Source organism: Blastococcus sp. SYSU DS0753 (assembly GCF_054051175.1).
Genome location: NZ_JBJHAT010000037.1, coordinates 1 through 18,720, shown reverse-complemented (window position 1 = coordinate 18,720; position 18,720 = coordinate 1). Strand labels below are relative to the sequence as shown.

General features: G+C 73.3%; 18 protein-coding genes. 11 read left to right on the top strand and 7 right to left on the bottom strand.

The features are described from left to right. Nucleotides 1-30: 30 nt before the first annotated feature. From ACI799_RS19940 to ACI799_RS19930, 3 genes are all read left to right on the top strand, one after another. Nucleotides 31-432 carry a hypothetical protein gene (locus ACI799_RS19940; protein ID WP_456587531.1) on the top strand — a complete coding sequence of 134 codons (402 nt, stop codon included), beginning with the start codon at nt 31-33 and terminating at the stop codon, nt 430-432. A 69-nt stretch (nt 433-501) separates the two neighbouring features. Next, a complete protein-coding gene (locus tag ACI799_RS19935; protein ID WP_456587532.1) occupies nt 502-1,575 on the top strand; it encodes an exo-alpha-sialidase in 1,074 nt (357 codons plus the stop codon). 11 nt (nt 1,576-1,586) lie between these two features. After that, nucleotides 1,587-1,883 carry a ubiquitin-like small modifier protein 1 gene (locus ACI799_RS19930; RefSeq protein ID WP_456598999.1) on the top strand — a complete coding sequence of 99 codons (297 nt, stop codon included), beginning with the start codon at nt 1,587-1,589 and terminating at the stop codon, nt 1,881-1,883. 54 nt (nt 1,884-1,937) lie between these two features. Here ACI799_RS19930 and ACI799_RS19925 read toward each other — a convergent pair whose 3' ends face one another. After that, on the bottom strand, nt 1,938-2,180 hold the full coding sequence (locus ACI799_RS19925) for a hypothetical protein (protein WP_456587534.1): 243 nt from the start codon (nt 2,178-2,180) through the stop codon (nt 1,938-1,940). A 176-nt stretch (nt 2,181-2,356) separates the two neighbouring features. Next, nucleotides 2,357-4,147 (bottom strand): AMP-dependent synthetase/ligase, encoded by a 1,791-nt coding sequence (locus ACI799_RS19920; RefSeq protein ID WP_456613771.1) that lies wholly within the window; start codon nt 4,145-4,147, stop codon nt 2,357-2,359. A gap of 128 nt (nt 4,148-4,275) precedes the next feature. Between ACI799_RS19920 and ACI799_RS19915 the strand changes: the two genes are divergently transcribed. The 7 genes from ACI799_RS19915 to ACI799_RS19885 all read left to right on the top strand — a co-directional run bounded on the left by ACI799_RS19915 (nt 4,276) and on the right by ACI799_RS19885 (nt 12,167). Next, on the top strand, nt 4,276-5,418 hold the full coding sequence (locus ACI799_RS19915) for an acyl-CoA dehydrogenase family protein (RefSeq protein WP_456613770.1): 1,143 nt from the start codon (nt 4,276-4,278) through the stop codon (nt 5,416-5,418). 53 nt (nt 5,419-5,471) lie between these two features. After that, the gene (locus ACI799_RS19910) at nt 5,472-6,686 is read left to right on the top strand and encodes an acetyl-CoA C-acetyltransferase (protein WP_456587537.1); all 1,215 of its coding nucleotides are present in this window, start codon (nt 5,472-5,474) and stop codon (nt 6,684-6,686) included. A 13-nt stretch (nt 6,687-6,699) separates the two neighbouring features. Further along, complete coding sequence (locus ACI799_RS19905; protein ID WP_456613769.1) at nt 6,700-8,850, top strand: 3-hydroxyacyl-CoA dehydrogenase NAD-binding domain-containing protein; 2,151 nt, start codon at nt 6,700-6,702, stop codon at nt 8,848-8,850. Nucleotides 8,851-8,944: 94 nt separating this feature from the next. Further along, on the top strand, nt 8,945-9,565 hold the full coding sequence (locus ACI799_RS19900; protein WP_456598237.1) for a TetR/AcrR family transcriptional regulator: 621 nt from the start codon (nt 8,945-8,947) through the stop codon (nt 9,563-9,565). Nucleotides 9,566-9,651: 86 nt separating this feature from the next. Beyond that, nucleotides 9,652-10,287: a trimeric intracellular cation channel family protein gene (locus ACI799_RS19895; RefSeq protein ID WP_456598238.1), complete on the top strand. Its 636-nt coding sequence runs from the start codon at nt 9,652-9,654 to the stop codon at nt 10,285-10,287. 119 nt (nt 10,288-10,406) lie between these two features. Then, entirely contained in the window at nt 10,407-11,723 is a 1,317-nt protein-coding gene (locus ACI799_RS19890; protein WP_456613768.1) for a methyl-accepting chemotaxis protein, read from the top strand. A gap of 204 nt (nt 11,724-11,927) precedes the next feature. Continuing rightward, nucleotides 11,928-12,167 (top strand): hypothetical protein, encoded by a 240-nt coding sequence (locus ACI799_RS19885; protein WP_456587542.1) that lies wholly within the window; start codon nt 11,928-11,930, stop codon nt 12,165-12,167. Between the two features lie 13 nt (nt 12,168-12,180). Here the strand turns inward: ACI799_RS19885 and ACI799_RS19880 are convergent, their stop codons facing one another. The 3 genes from ACI799_RS19880 to ACI799_RS19870 all read right to left on the bottom strand — a co-directional run bounded on the left by ACI799_RS19880 (nt 12,181) and on the right by ACI799_RS19870 (nt 15,464). Beyond that, nucleotides 12,181-13,689: an alanine/glycine:cation symporter family protein gene (locus tag ACI799_RS19880; RefSeq protein WP_456587543.1), complete on the bottom strand. Its 1,509-nt coding sequence runs from the start codon at nt 13,687-13,689 to the stop codon at nt 12,181-12,183. Continuing rightward, nucleotides 13,689-14,126 carry a universal stress protein gene (locus ACI799_RS19875; RefSeq protein WP_456587544.1) on the bottom strand — a complete coding sequence of 146 codons (438 nt, stop codon included), beginning with the start codon at nt 14,124-14,126 and terminating at the stop codon, nt 13,689-13,691. The genes ACI799_RS19880 and ACI799_RS19875 overlap by 1 nt, the downstream gene beginning before the upstream one ends. 93 nt (nt 14,127-14,219) lie before the next feature. Further along, the gene (locus ACI799_RS19870; protein ID WP_456587545.1) at nt 14,220-15,464 is read right to left on the bottom strand and encodes an AI-2E family transporter; all 1,245 of its coding nucleotides are present in this window, start codon (nt 15,462-15,464) and stop codon (nt 14,220-14,222) included. Between the two features lie 222 nt (nt 15,465-15,686). Between ACI799_RS19870 and ACI799_RS19865 the strand changes: the two genes are divergently transcribed. Then, a complete protein-coding gene (locus ACI799_RS19865) occupies nt 15,687-15,842 on the top strand; it encodes a hypothetical protein (RefSeq protein ID WP_236829151.1) in 156 nt (51 codons plus the stop codon). A gap of 66 nt (nt 15,843-15,908) precedes the next feature. Here the strand turns inward: ACI799_RS19865 and ACI799_RS19860 are convergent, their stop codons facing one another. After that, on the bottom strand, nt 15,909-17,396 hold the full coding sequence (locus ACI799_RS19860) for a mannitol dehydrogenase family protein (protein ID WP_456613767.1): 1,488 nt from the start codon (nt 17,394-17,396) through the stop codon (nt 15,909-15,911). 120 nt (nt 17,397-17,516) lie between these two features. Then, nucleotides 17,517-18,530: an aldo/keto reductase family protein gene (locus ACI799_RS19855; protein ID WP_456613766.1), complete on the bottom strand. Its 1,014-nt coding sequence runs from the start codon at nt 18,528-18,530 to the stop codon at nt 17,517-17,519. Nucleotides 18,531-18,720 lie beyond the last annotated feature (190 nt).

Genomic DNA, 18,720 nt, shown 5'->3' with positions numbered 1-18,720 from the left:
GAGGACGGCGCGTCCGAGGAGGGGATCGTCGTGGAGCCGTGGCAGATCGTGGTGCTGGTCGTCGTCGTGCTGCTGGTGCTGGCGCTGGTGGCGTTCGCGTTCACCCGGCGGTCGCGGACCACCGGGGCGCGCAAGCGGGCGGAGCAGCGCGAGGAGGCCCGCGACCACCTGCGGGAGGCCGAGATCCGCGGCGCCCGCGCCGAGAAGGAGCAGGCGCTGGCCGAGGAGCAGGCGGCCCGCGCCCGCCGGGAGCTCGCCGAGGTGCAGGAGCGGGCCGCGCTCGCCGAGCAGGAGGCCCGGCAGCGGGCGGCCCGCGCCGACGAGGACCGGGCCGCCGCCGAGCAGCTGCGCGCGCAGGCGCAGCGCCTCTCGCCCGACGTCGTCTCCGACGGGCAGCAGCGACACCCCGAGGGCGGCGCCACGCGCCGCTGAGCGCCGGCCGCTCAGTTCCCGCCCCGTCGGCGGTCCATCCTCCGAGGACCGTCGAACCGGAGGGGCGCCATGACCGACCTGCTGGCCATCGGAACGCGCAAGGGGCTGTGGCTGGCCCGCAGTGACGACGACCGGCGGACGTGGAGCCTGGACGGGCCACACCTGCTGGCCCAGGAGGTGGCGGCGGTGTCCGTGGACATCCGCCGCCCGGCGCCGCGGCTGCTGGCGGGGGTCCAGTACGGCCACTGGGGCCCCACCGTCACCTGGTCGGACGACCTGGGGGGCAGCTGGCAGGAGACCGAGCACGGGGCCATCCGGTTCCCGGGCGACGCCGGCGCCGCGCTCGGCCGGGTGTGGCAGCTGCGGCCCGACTCCGCCGCCCGCCCCGACGTCGTCTGGGCCGGCTGCGAGCCGCATTCGTTGTGGCGCAGCGACGACGGCGGCTGCAGCTTCTCGCTGGTGCGCGGGCTGTGGGACCACCCGCACCGGCCCACCTGGGAACCCGGGGCGGGCGGCGGCGCGGTGCACACGGTCCTGCCGGACCCGGGAACCGACCGGGTGACCGTCGCCATGAGCACCGGCGGGGTGTACGTCAGCGACGACGGCGCGACCGGGTGGACGCCGCGCAACCGGGGGATCAGCGCGGTCTTCCTGCCCGAGCCACCCGAGTACGGCCAGTGCGTGCACAAGGTGGCGCTCGACGCCGGGAGCCCGGCGCGGATGTACGCGCAGAACCACTTCGGGGTCTTCCGCACCGACGACGGCGGCGGGTCGTGGACCTCCATCGCCGAGGGCCTGCCGGCCGACTTCGGCTTCCCGATCGCCGCCTCGCCCACCGTGCCCGGCACCGCCTGGGTCGTCCCGCTGGTGGCCGACGTGCAGCGCGTGCCGCCGGACGGCCGGCTGCGGGTGCACCGCACCCGGGACGCCGGCGCGAGCTGGACCGAGGTCGGCGCCGGGCTCCCCGAGGGCGCCTGGACCGCGGTGCTGCGCGACGCCTTCTGCACCGACGACCGGGGCGGCCTCTACCTGGGCACGCGCGACGGCTGCGTGTACGCCAGCAGCGACGAGGGGGACACCTTCTCCCTGGTGGCCGAGCACCTGCCCGACGTGCTCGTCGTGCGGGCGGCCCGGCTGCCGTGACGGGAGGCGGCGTGCGCGTGGAGGTGGTGCTGCCCGGGTCGCTGGCCGACCTCGCCGGGGGGACGCGGCACGTGACGGTCGATCCGGGTGGCGGTGCGGACGGCACCACGCTGCGGGCGGTGCTCGACGCGCTGGCGGCGCGTCACCCGGTGCTCGGCCGGCGGATCCGGGACGAGGCCGGGGCGCTGCGGCGGTTCGTCAACGTCTACGTCGACGGCGAGGACGTGCGCTGGCAGGGCGGCCTGGCGGCGGCGGTCGGCGACGGCGCGGTCGTGCAGGTGCTGCCGTCGGTCGCGGGCGGCTGTTGAAGGACCCCCTGCCCCCACCACTCGCAAGCTCGTGGCGGGACCCTGCAGGGGGCCTCAGAGGGCGGCGAGGGCGGCGCAGTTCGGGCAGAGCTGCGTCTCCTCGTACCCCTCGGGTGGCCAGGGCAGCTGCTCGTCGATGGAGACGTAGGCGCCGCAGAGGGCCTTGCGGCTCTGCCCGCTGACCCGGCCGATGGTCGCGTGCGCCGGGCCGATCTGCCGCGGGGTGAGCCCTTCGGCGCCGAAGGAGCCGACCATGACGACCGCGTGTGCCGTGCCGTACGCGTAGACGCTCGTCATGCGCCCAGAGTCCGAGCCCGCCGCCCGTTGCGCCACCACCGCCGGGCACGTGTCGGCCGCACGCGTCACACCGGTCCCATCCGTTCCGGATTCAGCGGCGCGGCCGGTCCGGCCGGCCCGCCGGAGGTGCGCGCGTGCCCCCGGACCGCCCGACCGGGGGCACGCGGGCGGCCGGCTCAGGAGGCGTAGATCCTCTCGATCTCGTCGGCGTTCTCCTGCATGACCACCGAGCGCTTGAGCTTCAGCGAGGGGGTCAGCTGGCCGCCCTCCACCGTCCACTCCACGGGGAGGACGGCGAACGAGCGGATCGACTCGGCCTTCGACACCTGCCTGTTGGCGGCGTCCACGGCGGCCTGGAGCTCCGCCCGGACCTCCGGGTCGTCGACCAGCTCGGCCAGCGGGGTGCCGCCGGGGCGGCCCTTGCTCTCCAGCCACCCGGGCAGCGCCTCGGCGTCCAGCGTGATCAGGCAGCCGATGAACGGCCGGTTGTCGCCGACGACGATGCACTGGCTGACCAGCGGGTGCGCGCGGATCTTGTCCTCGAGGACGGCGGGGGAGACGTTCTTCCCGGCCGAGGTCACGATCAGCTCCTTGATCCGTCCGGTGATCGTCACGTACCCCTCGGGGTCGAGCACCCCGATGTCGCCGGTGCGGAACCAGCCGTCGCGCATCGCCTCGGCCGTCGCCTCCGGGTTGTGCCAGTAGCCGCGGAACACCTGCGGCCCGCGGACGAGGATCTCGCCGAGGTCGTCGATGCGCACCGCCGTGCCGGGGGCCGGCCGGCCGACGGTGCCGACCTTGAGGGTGTCCGGGCCGCTGACGGTCGCCGGGCCGGTGGTCTCGGTGAGGCCGTAGCCCTCGAGGATGGTGACGCCGATGCCCCGGAAGAAGTGGCCGAGGCGTTCGCCCAGCGGGGCGCCGCCGGAGAGGGCGTACTCCACCTGGCCGCCCATCGCCGCCCGCAGCTTGCCGTAGACCAGCCGGTCGAACAGTGCGTGCTGGAGCCTGACCGCGAGGGCGGGGCCCCCGGTGTCCTGACCCTTCGACCAGGCGACGGCGACCCGCTCGGCGCGGTCGAAGATCGCGCCCTTGCCGCCGGCGTGGGCCTTCTGCCGCGCACCGTTGTAGACCTTCTCGAACACTCGGGGCACCGCGACGAGGAACGTCGGCTGGAACGTGCCGAGGTCGGCCAGCAGCGAGGCGAGGTCGGGAGTGTGGCCCAGCCGGGCGCCGTGCTGGATGCAGCCGACCTCGATGATCCGGGCGAAGACGTGCGCCAGCGGCAGGAAGAGCAACGAGCTGGCGTTCTCGGCCGCCATCGCCGGGATGACCGCCGGTGCGAGTTCGGCGACGTAGAGCAGGTTCCCGTGCGTCAGCTCGCAGCCCTTGGGGCGCCCGGTGGTCCCCGAGGTGTAGATGATCGTGGCGAGCGAGTCGGTGGTCAGGCCGGCCCGACGCGCCGCCAGCTCCTCCTCCGGCACCTCCCCGGCCCGCGCGGCCACGGCGTCCAGGTCCCCGGTCTCGACAGTCCAGACCTCGCGGAGCTCGTGCAGGTCGCTGCGCACCGACTCGACCAGGGTCCGGTGCGCGGCGGTCTCCACCACGACGGCGACCGCGCCGGAGTCCGCCAGGATCCACTGCGCCTGCTCGGCCGACGAGGTCTCGTAGATGGGTACGCCCACGCCGCCGGCGGTCCAGATGGCGTAGTCGGCCAGGGTCCACTCGTAGCTGGTCCGGCCCAGGATCCCGACCCGGTCGCCCGGCCCGACCCCGGCCGCGATCATGCCGCGCGCCAGGGCAGACACCTGCTGGGCGAACTCGCGGCTGGTGACCGGCACCCAGCTGCCGCCCACGTTGCGGCTCAGCGCGATGCGGTCCGGGTTCTCGCGCGCGTGGGTGGCCACCGCATCGGGCAGCGCGGCGGTGGCGGGGATCTCGAAGGTGCTGGGGCTGGCGTACTCCTGCACGGGTGGGCTCCTCGGGACGACGACACGACGCTGTGACGTGGACCGCGAAGATACAGAACGGGTGGTCTGTATGTTCGGGTTCCCGGCGCGGTGATCGCCGGTGGTCGGCGAACGTCCCGGAGGTTGCTGTGCAGTCCGCTCTCTACGAGGCCGAGCACGAGTCGTTCCGCGCGATGGTGCGGGACTTCCTGGCCAAGGAGGTCGTCCCCCACCACGACGAGTGGGAGAAGGCCGGCGTCGTCGACCGCGCGGTGTGGCTCCGCGCCGGCGAGCAGGGCCTGCTCGGCATGGACGTGCCCGAGGAGTACGGCGGCGGCGGGGTTCGGGACTTCCGCTACAACGCCATCCTCTCCGCCGAGGTCAGCCGGGTGGGGGCCAGCGGCCTGGGCTTCACCTTGCAGAACGACGTCGTCGCGCCGTACCTGACCGGGCTCGCCACCGAGGAGCAGAAGCGGCGCTGGCTGCCCGGTGTCGTCAGCGGGGAGATCATCACCGCGATCGCCATGACCGAGCCGGGCGCCGGCTCCGACCTGCAGGGCCTGCGGACCATGGCCCGCCGGGACGGCGACGAGTGGGTGCTCAACGGGAGCAAGACGTTCATCACCAACGGCATCAACGCCGACCTGGTCATCGTGGTCGCCCGCACCGACCCGGAGGCCGGTGCCCGCGGGTTCACGCTGCTGGTCGTCGAGCGCGGCATGCCGGGCTTCGAGCGCGGGCGGAACCTGGACAAGGTCGGCCTCAAGGCGCAGGACACGGCCGAGCTGTTCTTCGAGGACGTGCGGGTGCCGGCCGCCAACCTGCTCGGCACCGAGGGGCACGGCTTCTTCCACCTCATGGCGAACCTGCCGCAGGAGCGCCTGTCGATCGCCGCCGGCGCCGTCGCCTCCGCCCGCATCGTGCTCGACCTGACCGTCCAGTACTGCAAGGACCGCACCGCCTTCGGCAGACCGATCGGGGCGTTCCAGAACACCCGCTTCGAGCTCGCCGAGATGCACACCGAGGTCTCGGTCGCCGAGACCTACCTCGAGAAGGCCGTCCTCGAGCACAACGCCGGCCGGTTCACCGCCGAGGACGCGGCCATGGCCAAGTGGTGGACCACCGAGCTGCAGAAGCGGGTGATCGACCGGTGCCTGCAGCTGCACGGCGGCTACGGCTACATGCTCGAGTACCCGGTCGCGAAGGCCTACCTCGACAGCCGCATCCAGACCATCTACGGCGGGACGACCGAGATCATGAAGGAGATCGTCGGCCGCTCCCTCGGCGTCTGAACCCGTTCCCCGTACGCACCCGAGAGGACTCGCATGGCCACCGAGGCACGAGCATGAGCACCGAGGCGTTCATCTACGACGCCGTGCGCACCCCGCGCGGCAAGGGCAAGAAGACCGGCGGGCTGCACTCGGTCAAGCCGATCAGCCTGACCACCGGTCTCATCGACGCGGTCCGCGACCGCAACCCCGGGCTCGACCCGGCGCTGGTCGACGACATCGTCCTCGGCGTCGTCTCCCCGGTGGGGGAGCAGGGTGCGGTGATCGCCCGGACGGCGGCGCTGGCGGCCGGGCTGCCCGACACCGTGGCCGGCGTCCAGATCAACCGGTTCTGCGCCAGCGGCCTGGAGGCGGTCAACCTGGCCGCGCAGAAGGTCCGGTCCGGCTTCGAGGACCTGGTGCTCGCCGGCGGTGTCGAGTCGATGTCGCGGGTGCCCATGGGCTCCGACGGCGGCGCCTGGCCCATGGACCCCGAGACCGCCGCGCGCACCGGCTTCGTGCCGCAGGGCATCGGTGCCGACCTGATCGCGACCCTCGCCGGCTGGAGCCGGGAGGACGTCGACGCCTACGCCGCCGAGTCCCACGCCCGCGCGGCCAAGGCGTGGTCCAACGGCTACTTCGAGCGGTCCGTCGTCCCGGTGACGGACAAGAACGGCACCGTCGTCCTCGACGCCGACGAGCTGGTGCGACCCGGCACCACCGTCGAGTCGCTGGCCGCGCTGCCCTCGGCGTTCGCCGGCATCGGCGACCTGGGCGGCTTCGACGCCGTCGCGCTGAACAAGTACCACTGGGTCGAGCGGATCGACCACGTGCACACCGCCGGCAACTCCAGCGGCATCGTCGACGGCGCCGCGCTGGTCGTCGTCGGCACCGAGGAGGCGGGCAGCCGCAACGGGCTGACCCCGCGCGCCCGCATCGTGAGCACCGCCGTCTCCGGTGCCGACCCGGTGATCATGCTGACCGGTCCGGCGCCGGCCACGCACAAGGCGCTGGCCAAGGCGGGTCTCACCGTCGACGACATCGATCTGGTCGAGATGAACGAGGCGTTCGCCGCCGTCGTGCTGCGGTTCATGGCCGACACCGGCTTCGCCCACGAGCAGGTCAACGTCAACGGTGGCGCCATCTCGATGGGGCACCCGCTGGGCGCGACCGGCGCGATGATCCTGGGCTCGCTCGTCGACGAGCTCGAGCGGCGCGACCTGCGCTACGGCCTGGCCACCCTGTGCGTCGGCGGCGGGATGGGCATCGCCACCGTCGTCGAGCGAGTCTGAGGAGCGACACCCGATGAGTGAGAGCACCATCCGCTGGGAGTCCGACGCCGACGGCGTCGTCGTCCTCACCCTCGACGACCCGTCGTCGTCGGCGAACACCATGAACGACGCGTACGTGGCCTCGATGGGCGAGACGATCGACCGGCTCGAGGCCGAGAAGGACTCGATCCGGGGCGTCGTCCTGACCAGCGCGAAGAAGACCTTCTTCGCCGGCGGCAACCTGGGCAGCCTGATCCAGGCCACGCCCGAGAGCAAGGACGCCGTCCTGGCTCAGGTGACGCTGGTGAAGGGCCAGCTGCGCCGGCTGGAGACGCTCGGCATCCCGGTCGCGTCGGCGATCAACGGCGCCGCGCTGGGTGGCGGGCTGGAGATCGCCCTGGCCACCCACCACCGCGTCGTCCTCGACGACCCGAAGGTCAAGCTCGGCTTCCCCGAGGTCACGCTCGGCCTGCTGCCCGGCGGCGGCGGCATCGTCCGCTCGGTCCGCCTGCTCGGCCTGACGACGGCGCTGCTCGAGCTGCTGCTCCAGGGCCAGCAGGTCCGTCCCCAGAAGGCGCTGGAGCTGGGGCTGGTCCACGAGACGGCTACCGACCGCGACGAGCTGCTCGCCAAGGCCCGCGCCTGGGTGCTGGCGAATCCCGGTGCCGCGCAGCCGTGGGACACCAAGGGCTACAAGGTGCCCGGCGGGACCCCGTCGTCGCCGTCGCTGGCCGCCAACTTGCCGGCGTTCCCGGCGAACCTGACCAAGCAGCTCAAGGGCGCGCCCTACCCGGCGCCCTACGCCATCCTGTCGGCGGCGGTGGAGAGCCTGCAGGTGGACGTCGACACCGCGTTCACCGTGGAGGGCCGGTACTTCGTCGACCTGGTCGTCGGCCAGATCTCGACCAACATGATCCAGGCGCTGTGGTTCGACCTGAACCGGATCAACGGCGGGGGCTCGCGGCCGTCGGTCGAGCAGATGTTCTCGGCGTCGAAGGTCGGCGTCCTGGGCGCCGGGATGATGGGCGCCGGCATCGCGCACGCGTTCGCCAAGGTGGGCGTCGACGTCGTCCTCAAGGACGTCAGCGCGGAGGCCGCCGACAAGGGGAAGGCGCACGTCGCCGGGCTGGTCGGGAAGCAGGTGTCGCGCGGGCGCATGAGCCAGGCGAAGGCCGACGCGTTCCTCGCCCGGATCACCCCGACCGGCGACGCGGCGGACCTGGCCGGCTGTGACGTGATCGTGGAGGCGGTCTTCGAGGACACCGCGCTCAAGCACCGGGTGCTGAGCGAGGCGGAGGCGAACGCCGCGCCGGGTGCGCTGCTGGCCTCCAACACCTCGACCCTGCCGATCACCGGGCTGGCCGAGGGCGTGCAGCGGCAGGCCGACGTGGTCGGCATGCACTTCTTCTCGCCGGTGGACAAGATGCCGCTGGTCGAGCTGATCGTGGGGGAGCGGACCTCCGACGAGGCGCTGGCGCGGGCCTACGACGTCGTCCGGCAGATCGGCAAGACCCCGATCGTCGTCGCCGACAGCCGGGGGTTCTTCACCAGCCGGGTGTTCGGCACCCTGGTCATGGAGGGCGCGGCGCTGCTGGCCGAGGGGCTGGCGCCGATGAGCGTCGAGCGCGCCGCCCTGCAGGCCGGCTTCCCCGCCGGGCCGCTCACCCTGCTCGACGAGGTCACCCTGACCCTGCCGCTGAAGATCCGCGACGAGGCGGCGAAGGCTGGGGCCGCCGACGACCACCCGGGCGTGGCCGTCCTGCGGACGATGGTCGAGCACGGCCGCACGGGCAAGGCCGCGGGCGCCGGGTTCTTCGACTGGCAGCCGGAGAAGCGGGTGTGGCCCGGGCTGGCCGAGCTCTTCCCGGCGAGCGACGGGGTGTCCTTCCGCGACGCCCAGGAGCGCCTGCTGTTCGCCATGACCGTCGAGACGGCGCGCTGCCTCGAGGAGCAGGTGCTGCGCACCGTCGAGGACGCCAACATCGGGTCGATCATGGGGATCGGCTTCCCGCCGCTCTACGGCGGCGTCCTGCAGTACGTCGACCAGTACGCCGGCGGGGTGGCCGGCTTCGTGGCCCGGGCCGACGAGCTGGCCGACCGCTACGGCGAGCGGTTCCGGCCACCGGCGATCCTGCTGGAGCGGGCCGTCCCGGCGGGTAGCCTGCGGGCCGCCGCCGCGGCCTGAGCACCGGTAGCGGGGCGTCGCCGCAAGGCGGCGCCCCGTTCCCCGGCGTCCTTCCTAGGATCAGCGCGTGGCGCGGGGGAGCGAGCATGCCGAGGTGACCGCCGCCCCGAGCGTGCGACGCACCCAGGCCGAACGGCGGGCCAGCACCCGCGCGGCGCTGGTGCGGGCCACCGTGGAGTCGCTGGTCGAGCTCGGCTACGCCCGGACCACCACCCAGGAGGTGCAGCGCCGGGCCGGGGTCTCCCGAGGGGCCCTGACCCACCAGTTCACGGCCAAGGCCGACCTCGTGCTGGCCGCGGTCGACCACCTCTACGAGGAGTTCAGCGCCAGCGTCCGCCAGGCCGCCGCCGACCTGCCGGCGGACCCCACCGCGCGCGCCCGGCTCGGCGTGGAGCTGATCTGGGAGCGGTTCCACGGCGAGCTGTTCGTCGCCGCGATGGAGCTGTGGGGCGCCGCCCGCACGGACGCCGAGCTGCGGGCCGCGCTGCTCCCGCACGAGCGGCGGCTGGGCGTGCAGCTGCGGTCGCTGACGATGGAGGTGTTCGGCGAACGGGTGGCGCGGCACCCCCAGGCCGAGGCCGTCTACCAGGTGCTGCTCACCTCGATGCGCGGGCAGGCGCTCACCTACGCGCTGCAGCCCGACGCGCCGCGCACCGGCCCGCACGTCGAGCACTGGCAGTCGATCATCGAGGCCTTCACCCGCCGGGGAGACTGACCCGGCACGGTGCCGGGACGGCGGGCAGGAGCCGCCGTCCCGGTCACGCCGGTCGGTGAGCCCCGCAGTGAGGAGCAGGACATCCCATGGCGACCACGGCGCTGCTCGTGCTCGACCTCGTCGGCACGTTCGCCTTCGCGCTCAACGGCGCCCTGACCGCCCTGCGCGCGACCCGGTTGGACATCGTCGGCGTGGTGACCCTCGGCATGATCACCGCCCTGGGTGGCGGCACCATCCGCGACGTCTTCCTCGACGCCCTGCCGCCGGCGACCTTCCTCGACTGGCGCTACCTGGCCGTGGCGGCCGGGGGCGGACTGATCGCCTTCTTCTCCTGGTCCCACCTGGATCGGATCAACGGGACGATCAACGTCCTGGACGCTGCCGGGCTGAGCCTCTTCGCCGTCACCGGGGCGCTCAAGGCGGTCGACCTCGGGTTCGGTCCCGCGCAAGCCGTCATCGTGGGCGTGCTCACCGGAGTGGGGGGCGGCACGCTTCGCGACGTCCTCGTCCGGCAGGTGCCCACGGTGCTCAGCAGCGGGCTCTACGCCGTACCGGCGCTGGTCGGCGCCACCGCGGTCGTCGTCGCCGAGCTGCTCGACGTCCGGAACGCCGCCGCCTCGATCGTCGCCGCCGCGGTGTGCTTCACGATCCGCATGGTCGGTGTCCTCTTCGACGTCAACGCACCGGTCCCCCCGGGTACCCGCGGCAGCGCGGAGGAGTGACCGCCTCCGCCGGGGGCAGTCGATCCGGCGTCCGGGCGTGGAGCCGGCTCGGCGCCAAAAGCGCAGGGTCCGTTCTTATTGTGCTCGATATTGTGGCTGCACCTGCCGATAGTCGCGTCGTGACCACCCTCACCGATGTCCCGCGCCGCAACGGGCTCTGGGCAGCCATCCCGCGCGGTGCGCGCCTGGACGAGGCCGGCTTCCTCCGGCGGCACCGCATCATCTGCTGGGTCCTGGCCCTCCACCCGCCCGCGCTGGTGGCCATCGCGCTCGTGCGCGACGTGACCGGCTGGGCGCTCTGGGGGCAGCTGGCCGCGCTCGTCACCATGCTCGCCGCCGCCCTGGTGCTGCGCGGCATGCTCGCGCGGGCCGGCGCGGCCAGCGTCGGGCTGATGTTCGGCGCCGACCTGCTGGTGCACGTCGGCGGCGGCCTCACCGACCTGCACATCTGGTTCTACGTCCTGCTGGCGCTGGTCGCGCTCTACCAGCTGTGGACGCCGTTCCTGCTGGCCGTCGTCTTCGTCGCGGTCCACCACGCGCTGACCAGCCTCGTCGCGCCCGAGGCGGTGTACTCGACCGAGCAGGCGCAGGAGAACCCGCTCCTGTTCGCGTTGCTGCACGCGGTCTTCCTGCTGGCCGAGGCGTTCTTCCTCGCCTACACGTGGAAGTTCACCGAGGAGGCCGAGCGCGGTCGCCGGGCCGAGACCCGCCGGGCCGAGGCCCAGGCGGTCGCCCAGGCCCAGGCGCGGACCGAGCTCGCCGCCGAGCGGGCGCGGGCCGCGGAGGAGGCGGCCGCTGCCCTGGCCCAGCGCGAGCTCCGGGCGAGCGGCCTGGAGGAGCAGCTCGCCGAGCTGGTGCAGGCGGGTCAGCGGCTGGACGAGAACGTGGGCACGGCGACCGACGTCATGACCGGGCTGCGCTCGGCCATCGCCGAGATCGCGGCGGCGGCCAGCCACGCCACCACCACGGCCACCCAGGCCAGCGACGGGTCGCGGGAGAGCGCCGAGACCGTGGCGCGCCTGGCCGCGACCATGGCCGAGATCGACCAGATCGCCGGCAGCATCTCGGCCATCGCCGACCAGACCAACCTGCTGGCGCTCAACGCGACCATCGAGTCGGCCCGCGCCGGGGAGGCGGGCAAGGGGTTCGCCGTCGTCGCCGGGGAGGTCAAAGACCTGGCCTCGGAGACGGCGAGGGCCACCGAGCGGATCCGGGGCGTGGTCGAGGCGGTCCGCGGTGACGTCGAAGCCGCGGGCGCCGCACTCGGCAACGTCCAGGAGGTCATCCGGGGCGTCGTGGAGGCGCAGACCACGATCGCCGCGGCGGTCGAGGAGCAGAACGCGTCGACGGCCCAGGCCCAGGACGCCATCGCGGGCGCCTCCCGGGAGGCGACGCGGGTGGCCGACGACCTGCGGCGCATCGTCAGCGGCATGTAGCCGCCCGGCCGGGTGGCTCCTCCCCCCGCGCTGCTCGGACGGCCCCCGGAGCCGCCTCCCTGGGTACCCGGTGGTCCCACAGGTGCGCCCGCCGCTCGCGTGGACGGTGCGCCAGCGGGTAGGGGGACGCCGTGGCCACCGGGTGACCTGCACCGGCCGGTCGCGTCCGACGATGTCCGTGCCGACCTCGAGGAGGAACAGCACATGCGCGCGGAGGATCTGTCCGGGGACGACGCAGCGGTGTACCGGGCCGTGGCCGAGCGGGAGGGGACCGACGGCGCGCCGCACCTGCAGGACCTGGCGCGGCAGACCGGGCTGGACCTCGAGCGGACCCGGGCCGCGGTCCACCGGCTGCAGCAGGCGGACCCGAAGCTCGTGCACGAGGTACCCGACACCGGCACCACCGATCTCGGCCCCACCTACGAGCTGGCCCCCCGCACCTGATCGGCGGGGCGGCTCAGCCGCGGTCGGCGACGGGGCGGATCTCGCCGCTGGCCAGGCGGGTGCGGTAACCCTCGATCTCCCCCTTGACCACGCGGGACAGGACGTAGAGGCCGATGATGTTGGGCAAGGACATCAGGAAGATCATGCTGTCGGAGAAGCCGATGACCGCCTCCAGCGTCGACGAGGCGCCGATGACCACGAAGATGCAGAAGATGAGCTTCCAGGTGCGGTCGACGATCATCGACTCGCCGAAGAGGTAGGTCGCCGCCTTCAGCCCGTAGTAGCTCCAGGCCAGCATCGTCGAGTAGGCGAACAGGACCACCGCGACCGCGAGCACGATCGGGAACCAGCCGACCACCGACCCGAAGGCGGCCGACGTCGTCTGCACGCCGGCGTCGCTGGCGTCGTCGGCGTAGGTGCCGGTGATGACGATGGCGAGCGCCGTCATGGTGCAGATGACGACGGTGTCGATGAACGGCTCGAGGACGGCGACGTGCCCCTCGGTCGCCGGCTCGTTCGTCTTGACCGCCGAGTGCGCGATCGCCGCCGAGCCCAGCCCCGCCTCGTTGCTGAAGGCCGCTCGCCGGAAGCCCTGGATGAGGACGCCGACGATGCCGCCGAACCCGGCCTCGGGGCTGAACGCCTGCGACACGATCGCCCACATCGCCTCGGGGATCTCCGTGAGGTTGGCGAACAGCACGGTGAGGCAGGCGATGACGTAGAAGACGGCCATGAACGGCACGAGCTTGTCGGTGACCCGGGCGATGCTGCGGATCCCGCCGATGATGACCGCGCCGACGAACAGGGCGAGCACGAGACCGAAGATCGCGCCCGCGGCGCCGCCGCCGAGGGGCCCGTCCGCGCCGCCGGTGACCGACTGCGCCTGGCTGAACGCCTGGTTGGCCTGGAACATGTTGCCGCCACCCACGGCGCCACCGAGCGTGAAGATGCAGAAGAGGACGGCGAGGACCTTGCCGAGCGTGCCCAGCCTCGGGCTCTTCTCCTTCAGCCCCTTGGTCAGGTAGTACATCGGGCCGCCCGAGACCCGGCCGTCGGCGTAGACGTTGCGGTACTTCACGCCGAGCGTGCACTCCACGCCCTTGGTGCACATGCCGACCAGCCCGGCGATGATCATCCACAGCGTGGCACCCGGCCCGCCCAGCGAGATCGCCACCGCGACCCCGGCGATGTTCCCGAGTCCGACCGTGCCCGACACGGCGGTCGCCAGCGCCTGGAAGTGGGTCACCTCGCCGGCATCTCGCGGATCGTTGTAGTCCCCGCGCGCCAGCTGGATGGCGTGCTTGAACGCCCGGAACTGGAACCCCCGCAGGTAGATGGTGAAGAAGACGCCGGCGATGACGAGCCAGACGACGATGAGCGGCAGCTCGACGCCCTCGTCGATGAAGTCCAGGGGCACGGCGAAGAAGACGACCGTGGTGATCCACTCGGAGACCGGTGCGAAGAAGCCGTCGACCTGTTCGTCGAACGTGGCGGCCAGCAGGGAGTCGGACGGCGAGGGCATCACGGCACCACCAGGACAGGGACGGGGGAGAGCTGGATGAGGCTGCTCGGCGTCGACCCGAAGAGCAGGGTGCGCACCCGGCTCTGCCCGATGCGGCCGACGGTGATCCAGGCGGCATCGTGCTCGCGGGCCAGGCGCACCAGCGTCTCGGCGGGGTGCCCGTGCCGGACGACCCCCTCGACCACGAGGTCCCCGGGCTCGGAGAGCCGCGCGACGACCGGGTCCAGCACGCGCTCGCGGGCGGCCGCGGCCTCCCGCGCCTTCTCCACGGAGCGGCGTTCGTTCTCCTCCGCGGTGGTGAAGGAGTAGGGCGACCAGGGGACGACGCAGGCGAGGACCAGGCGCAGACCGTGGTGGCGGGCGGCGTCGGCGGCTGCGTCCGCGGCGCGGTTGCTCGACTCGCTCCCGTCGAGACCCACGACGATGGACTCGGGCACGGGCACACCTCCGGCGGAGACGATGTGGGCCGAACCGTAACCGGGATCACACCGCTCGTCAGGTCGAGCGGTGGCGGGGCGGGGGAGCGCCGGTCAGGCCGGAGGGGCGCCGGCGTGCGCCCGCGGTGCGTGGCCGTCGTCCTCGGCGTCCTCCGGGTCTTCCGTGGCGGGGCTGCCCGCCTGCCCCTCCACGGAGCGGCGCACCGCCCGCCGCCAGCCCTGGACCGCGGCGGCGAGCACACCGGCGACCGGCACCGCCACGAACAGGCCCAGGAGGCCGAAGGCGGAGGCAGCCCCGGTCGTGAGCAGCAGGATGACCAGGGGGTGGAAGCTGATCGCGCGGGACAGGAGCAGGGGGGCCAGGACGTTCCCCTCGATCTGCTGCACCACGATGACGACGAGGAGTGCCCACAGCGCGGTGGTCCAGCCGTTGGTGACGCCGGCGACCGCGACCGCGACCGCTCCCGCGATCGTCGCGCCCACCAGCGGCACGTAGCCGAGCAGGAAGGTCAGCGCGCCGATGGGCAGGGCCAGCGGGACGTCGAGCAGCCACAGCCCGAGACCGATGAGGATGCCGTCGATCAGCCCGGTCGCGGTGGCCGCGTAGAACCACGCGCCGGCGGTGCGCATCCCGGCGCGGAAGGCGGCGTCGGTCGGGGCTCGGTCCACCACGGGCAGGACCCCGAGGAACTGCCGCCACAGCCGGTCGCCGCTGGTCAGCGCGAACAGGGTGAAGAACAGGGCGATGATCAGGACGGTGGCGACGTTGCCCGCCGCGTTCAGCCCCTGCGCGGCCGCGTTGCCCAACCCGCTCATCGCGGAGCCGACCGAGGTCTCCAGCTGGTCGATGACCTGGTTCAGCCCGGCGTTGTTCAGGTCGTCGGTCCGGTCCTGGACCCAGGTGCTGGTCGCCTCCACGGCATCGGTGCCCGCGGCGATCAGGCCGGGCCAGGCGCCGATGATCTGGAGCACGAGGAAGGTCAGGACGCTCACGAAGAAGGCCAGGTAGGCGACGACGCAGAGGATCGCGGCCAGCGCGGCCGGGACCCCTTGCCCCCGCAGCCACCGGGCGATGGGCCAGAGCATCGCGACCTGCGCCAGCCCGAGCATCGCCGCGGCCGCGACGAACTGGACCTGCAGCACCAGCCAGACGGCGCCCAGCACGGCCAGCCCGATGACCAGGAACCGCCCGGCGATCACCGCCTCGCGCTGCAGCAGCGACGCGCGGCCGACCGCCGGGGGCGGGGTCGCGGCGTGCGCGCCGGGCGCGGTCGCCGGCGCGGGGCCGGGCCCGGGGGAGGGGCGGTCCCGGGGGAGGGCCGACGTCGGCTCGGTCATGCGCACCTCCCCTCGCAGCGTTCACCGGTGGCCGCTGCCGCCCGGCCCGGGACTCCTCGTCGCGCGCTCATCCTGGCGTGTCCGTCACCCGTGTGCGTGGAACGGTCGCACGACCGTCCCGTCGAGGCGTGACCGACCCGGCGATCGGGTAGCGATTCCGATCAAGGTCACATCGAGGTGCGCGCGGGCCGGAGCGCCCGTGCGCGGACAGAGGAGGAACCCGTGCTCGGACTCATCGGACTGCTGCTGGTCGTCTGGCTGGTGCTCGCCGTCGTCGGCGCGGTGGTCGAGGGGCTCTTCTGGCTGCTGATCATCGGTGTGGTGCTCTTCCTGGCCACCGCAGCCTGGGGCTGGACGAAGCGCAACACCCGGGTCTGACGTTCCCTGCGGGCCGGCCCGGTGCGGCCGGTGTGCGGTGACGGCGTCACCGCCCGCCGGCGGTTCTCAAGCCGATGCGTTCGGCGCATCGACGACTGCCGCCAAGGTGGCGCGGGCGCCGCGCTCGCGCAGGAGGGAGAGGGCCCGGCGGTAGGCCGCCACGAAGCGCTCGTCGTCCACCAGGTCCCCGAAGATGCTGCGGTCCGCGATGAAGGCGACCGGGTCCTCGTCGAGCCGGCTCGCGTTGGCGCGTACCCGGTCGGCCTGCCGGTCGACCAGCGGCAGGGGGCGCCCGGCGTCGTCCCGGCCCTCCGCGGACCGGGCCCAGCTGGCGACGACAGCGGCTGCGCGGCGCACGTCTCCGCCCCTGGCCAGGCCGTCGCGCACGACGGGCAGCACGTACTTGGGGATCAGCGCCGAGGTCTGCGCGCAGAGCCGGGCCACGGTGTCGCCCACGGAGGGGCTCGCGAAACGGGCGAGGAGTGTCCGCTTGTAGTCGTCCAGGTCGATCCCGGGCACGTCCGCGAGCGTGGGGGACACCTCGCGATCCATGTAATCCCGCAGGAAGGCGGTCCAAAGCGGGTCCCGGCAGGCGTCGTGGACGTGCTCGTAGCCCGCCAGCCGGGCGAAGTGGGCCAGCGCCTGGTGGCTGCCGTTGAGCAACCGCAGCTTCATCGCCTCGTAGGGGGCGACGTCCTGCACGAACTGGACACCGGCCTCCTCCCACGGTGGGCGGCCGGCGGGGAAGCGATCCTCGACCACCCACTGGGCGAACGGTTCGCACACGACCGGCCACGCGTCCTCCACCCCGAAGCGCTCACGGAGACCCGCGATGTCCGCGGCGGTGGTCAGCGGGGTGATCCGGTCGACCATGCTGTTGGGGAACGACACCTCGCGGCCGACCCAGTCCCCGAGATCGGCGTCCCGCATCGTCGCGAACGCACTGAACGCGCGCCTCGCGACGTCGCCGTTGTTCTGCAGGTTGTCGCAGGAGAGCACGGTGAACGGTGTCAGCCCCCGCTCGCGACGGCGGGCCAGCGCCTCGGTCACGAGCCCGAACGTGGTGCGCAGGGCGGCGTCAGGCCGGAGGTCGTCCCGGATTCCCGGGGCGTCGACGTCGAAGGCTCCGGTCACGGGGTCGGTGTTGTACCCGCGCTCGGTGATGGTCAGCGACACGATCCGCGTGTCGGGGTCCGCCATCCGCTCGACCACCGCCTCCGGGTCGTCGGGCGCGAGGAGGTAGTCGACGATCGATCCGACGACCCGGGGCTCGAAGGCGCCGTCCGGGTGCTTGACGACGAGGGTGTACAGGCCGTCCTGGGCAGCCATGACCTCCTGCATGCGGTGGTCGGACGGGAGGACGCCGACTCCGCAGATCCCCCACTCCGGAGCCAGCCCGCCGTCCATGAGCCGGTCGAGGTACATGGCCTGGTGCGCACGGTGGAAGCCGCCGACCCCGATGTGCACGATGCCGGTGCGGATCCGCCGGCGGTCGTAGCGCGGCACCTCCACCCGCTCGGCGAGGGGGGGCAGGGCGCCGGCGTGGACGCGCACGATTCGTTCGGTTCCGGGCGGGGCGGAGCGAGTGAGCACTCCCTACCCTAACGTAAGGGTAGAGCCCTGTCGTGCCGACCCTGGCGCGCGGGGGAGTGACGGGCGGCCGGAGCCGGTCCGCTACGCGGCGGTACCCCTCGCCGCCTTGTCCGCGGGCAGGAAGACCTTGGCGGGATCACGCTCGACCACACCGTCGAGCACCTCGTCGACACGGGCCATGACGTCGGCGTCGAGCCGCACGCCGACCGCCTTGACGTTGTCACGGACCTGCTCCGGTCGGCTGGCGCCGATGATCGCGGCGGCCACGTTCGGGTTCTGCAGCACCCAGGCCAGCGCGAGCTGCGCCATCGTCAGCCCGAGGTCGTCGGCGACCGGGCGCAGCCCCTGCACCTTGGCCAGCACCTCGTCGGCGAGGAACCCCTCGATCTGGAAACCGACGGCCGAGTGGCCGGCGCGGCTACCGGTCGGCGGCTGCTCGCCGGGCCGGTACTTGCCGGTGAGCACGCCCTGGGCCAGCGGGGACCAGACGATCTGCGACAGGCCCTCCCGCTCGCACGTCGGCATGACCTCGCCCTCGATGACCCGCCAGAGCATCGAGTACTGGGGCTGGTTGCTGACCAGCTGGACGTTCAGCTCGCGGGCGAGCGCCGCCGCCGCGGCGATCTGGTCGGGCTGCCACTCGGAGACGCCCAGGTAGAGCACCTTGCCGGCCCGCACCAGGTCGGCGAAGGCGGTCATGGTCTCCTCCAGCGGCACCGTCGGGTCGTAGCGGTGCGCCTGGTACAGGTCGATGTAGTCGGTGCCGAGTCGCCGGAGGGAGGCGTGGCAGCTCTCGACGACGTGCTTGCGGGAGAGCCCGCGGTCGTTCGGCCCGGGACCCGTCGGCCAGTACACCTTCGTGGCGATCTCCAGGCCCTCGCGGCGCTGACCGCCCAGGGCGCGGCCCAGCACCGACTCGGCGGCGGTGCCGGCGTAGACGTCAGCGGTGTCGAACGTGGTGATCCCGACGTCGAGCGCGGCGTGCACGCACGACACGGCGGCGTCCTCCTCGACCTGGCTGCCGTGCGTCAGCCAGTTGCCGAAGGCGATCTGCGAGACGTTGAGGCCGGACCGGCCCAGTCGACGGAATTCCACCTCGACGACCGTAGTGCCGGGAGTGCGCCGTGGCCCGGCGGGGGTGTGGAGCAGTGGCGCGCAGCCACCCACCGGGCCTTGTCGAGGCCGGACGACGGCGCGGGGGGGGGGGGGGGGGGGGGGGGGGGCCCCCCCCCCCCCCCCCGCCGGCCGCGGTGGCGCCGGGGCGGGCCGGGCCGGGGGGCCCCCC

Bases quoted from the DNA above. Each gene is read 5' to 3' on its own strand.
- ACI799_RS19895 (WP_456598238.1), top strand. From the start codon at position 9,652: ATGGCGACCACGGCGCTGCTCGTGCTCGACCTCGTCGGCACGTTCGCC.
- ACI799_RS19905 (WP_456613769.1), top strand. From the start codon at position 6,700: ATGAGTGAGAGCACCATCCGCTGGGAGTCCGACGCCGACGGCGTCGTC.
- ACI799_RS19880 (WP_456587543.1), bottom strand. From the start codon at position 13,689: ATGCCCTCGCCGTCCGACTCCCTGCTGGCCGCCACGTTCGACGAACAG.
- ACI799_RS19925 (WP_456587534.1), bottom strand. From the start codon at position 2,180: ATGACGAGCGTCTACGCGTACGGCACGGCACACGCGGTCGTCATGGTC.
- ACI799_RS19885 (WP_456587542.1), top strand. From the start codon at position 11,928: ATGCGCGCGGAGGATCTGTCCGGGGACGACGCAGCGGTGTACCGGGCC.
- ACI799_RS19910 (WP_456587537.1), top strand. From the start codon at position 5,472: ATGAGCACCGAGGCGTTCATCTACGACGCCGTGCGCACCCCGCGCGGC.
- ACI799_RS19870 (WP_456587545.1), bottom strand. From the start codon at position 15,464: ATGACCGAGCCGACGTCGGCCCTCCCCCGGGACCGCCCCTCCCCCGGG.
- ACI799_RS19935 (WP_456587532.1), top strand. From the start codon at position 502: ATGACCGACCTGCTGGCCATCGGAACGCGCAAGGGGCTGTGGCTGGCC.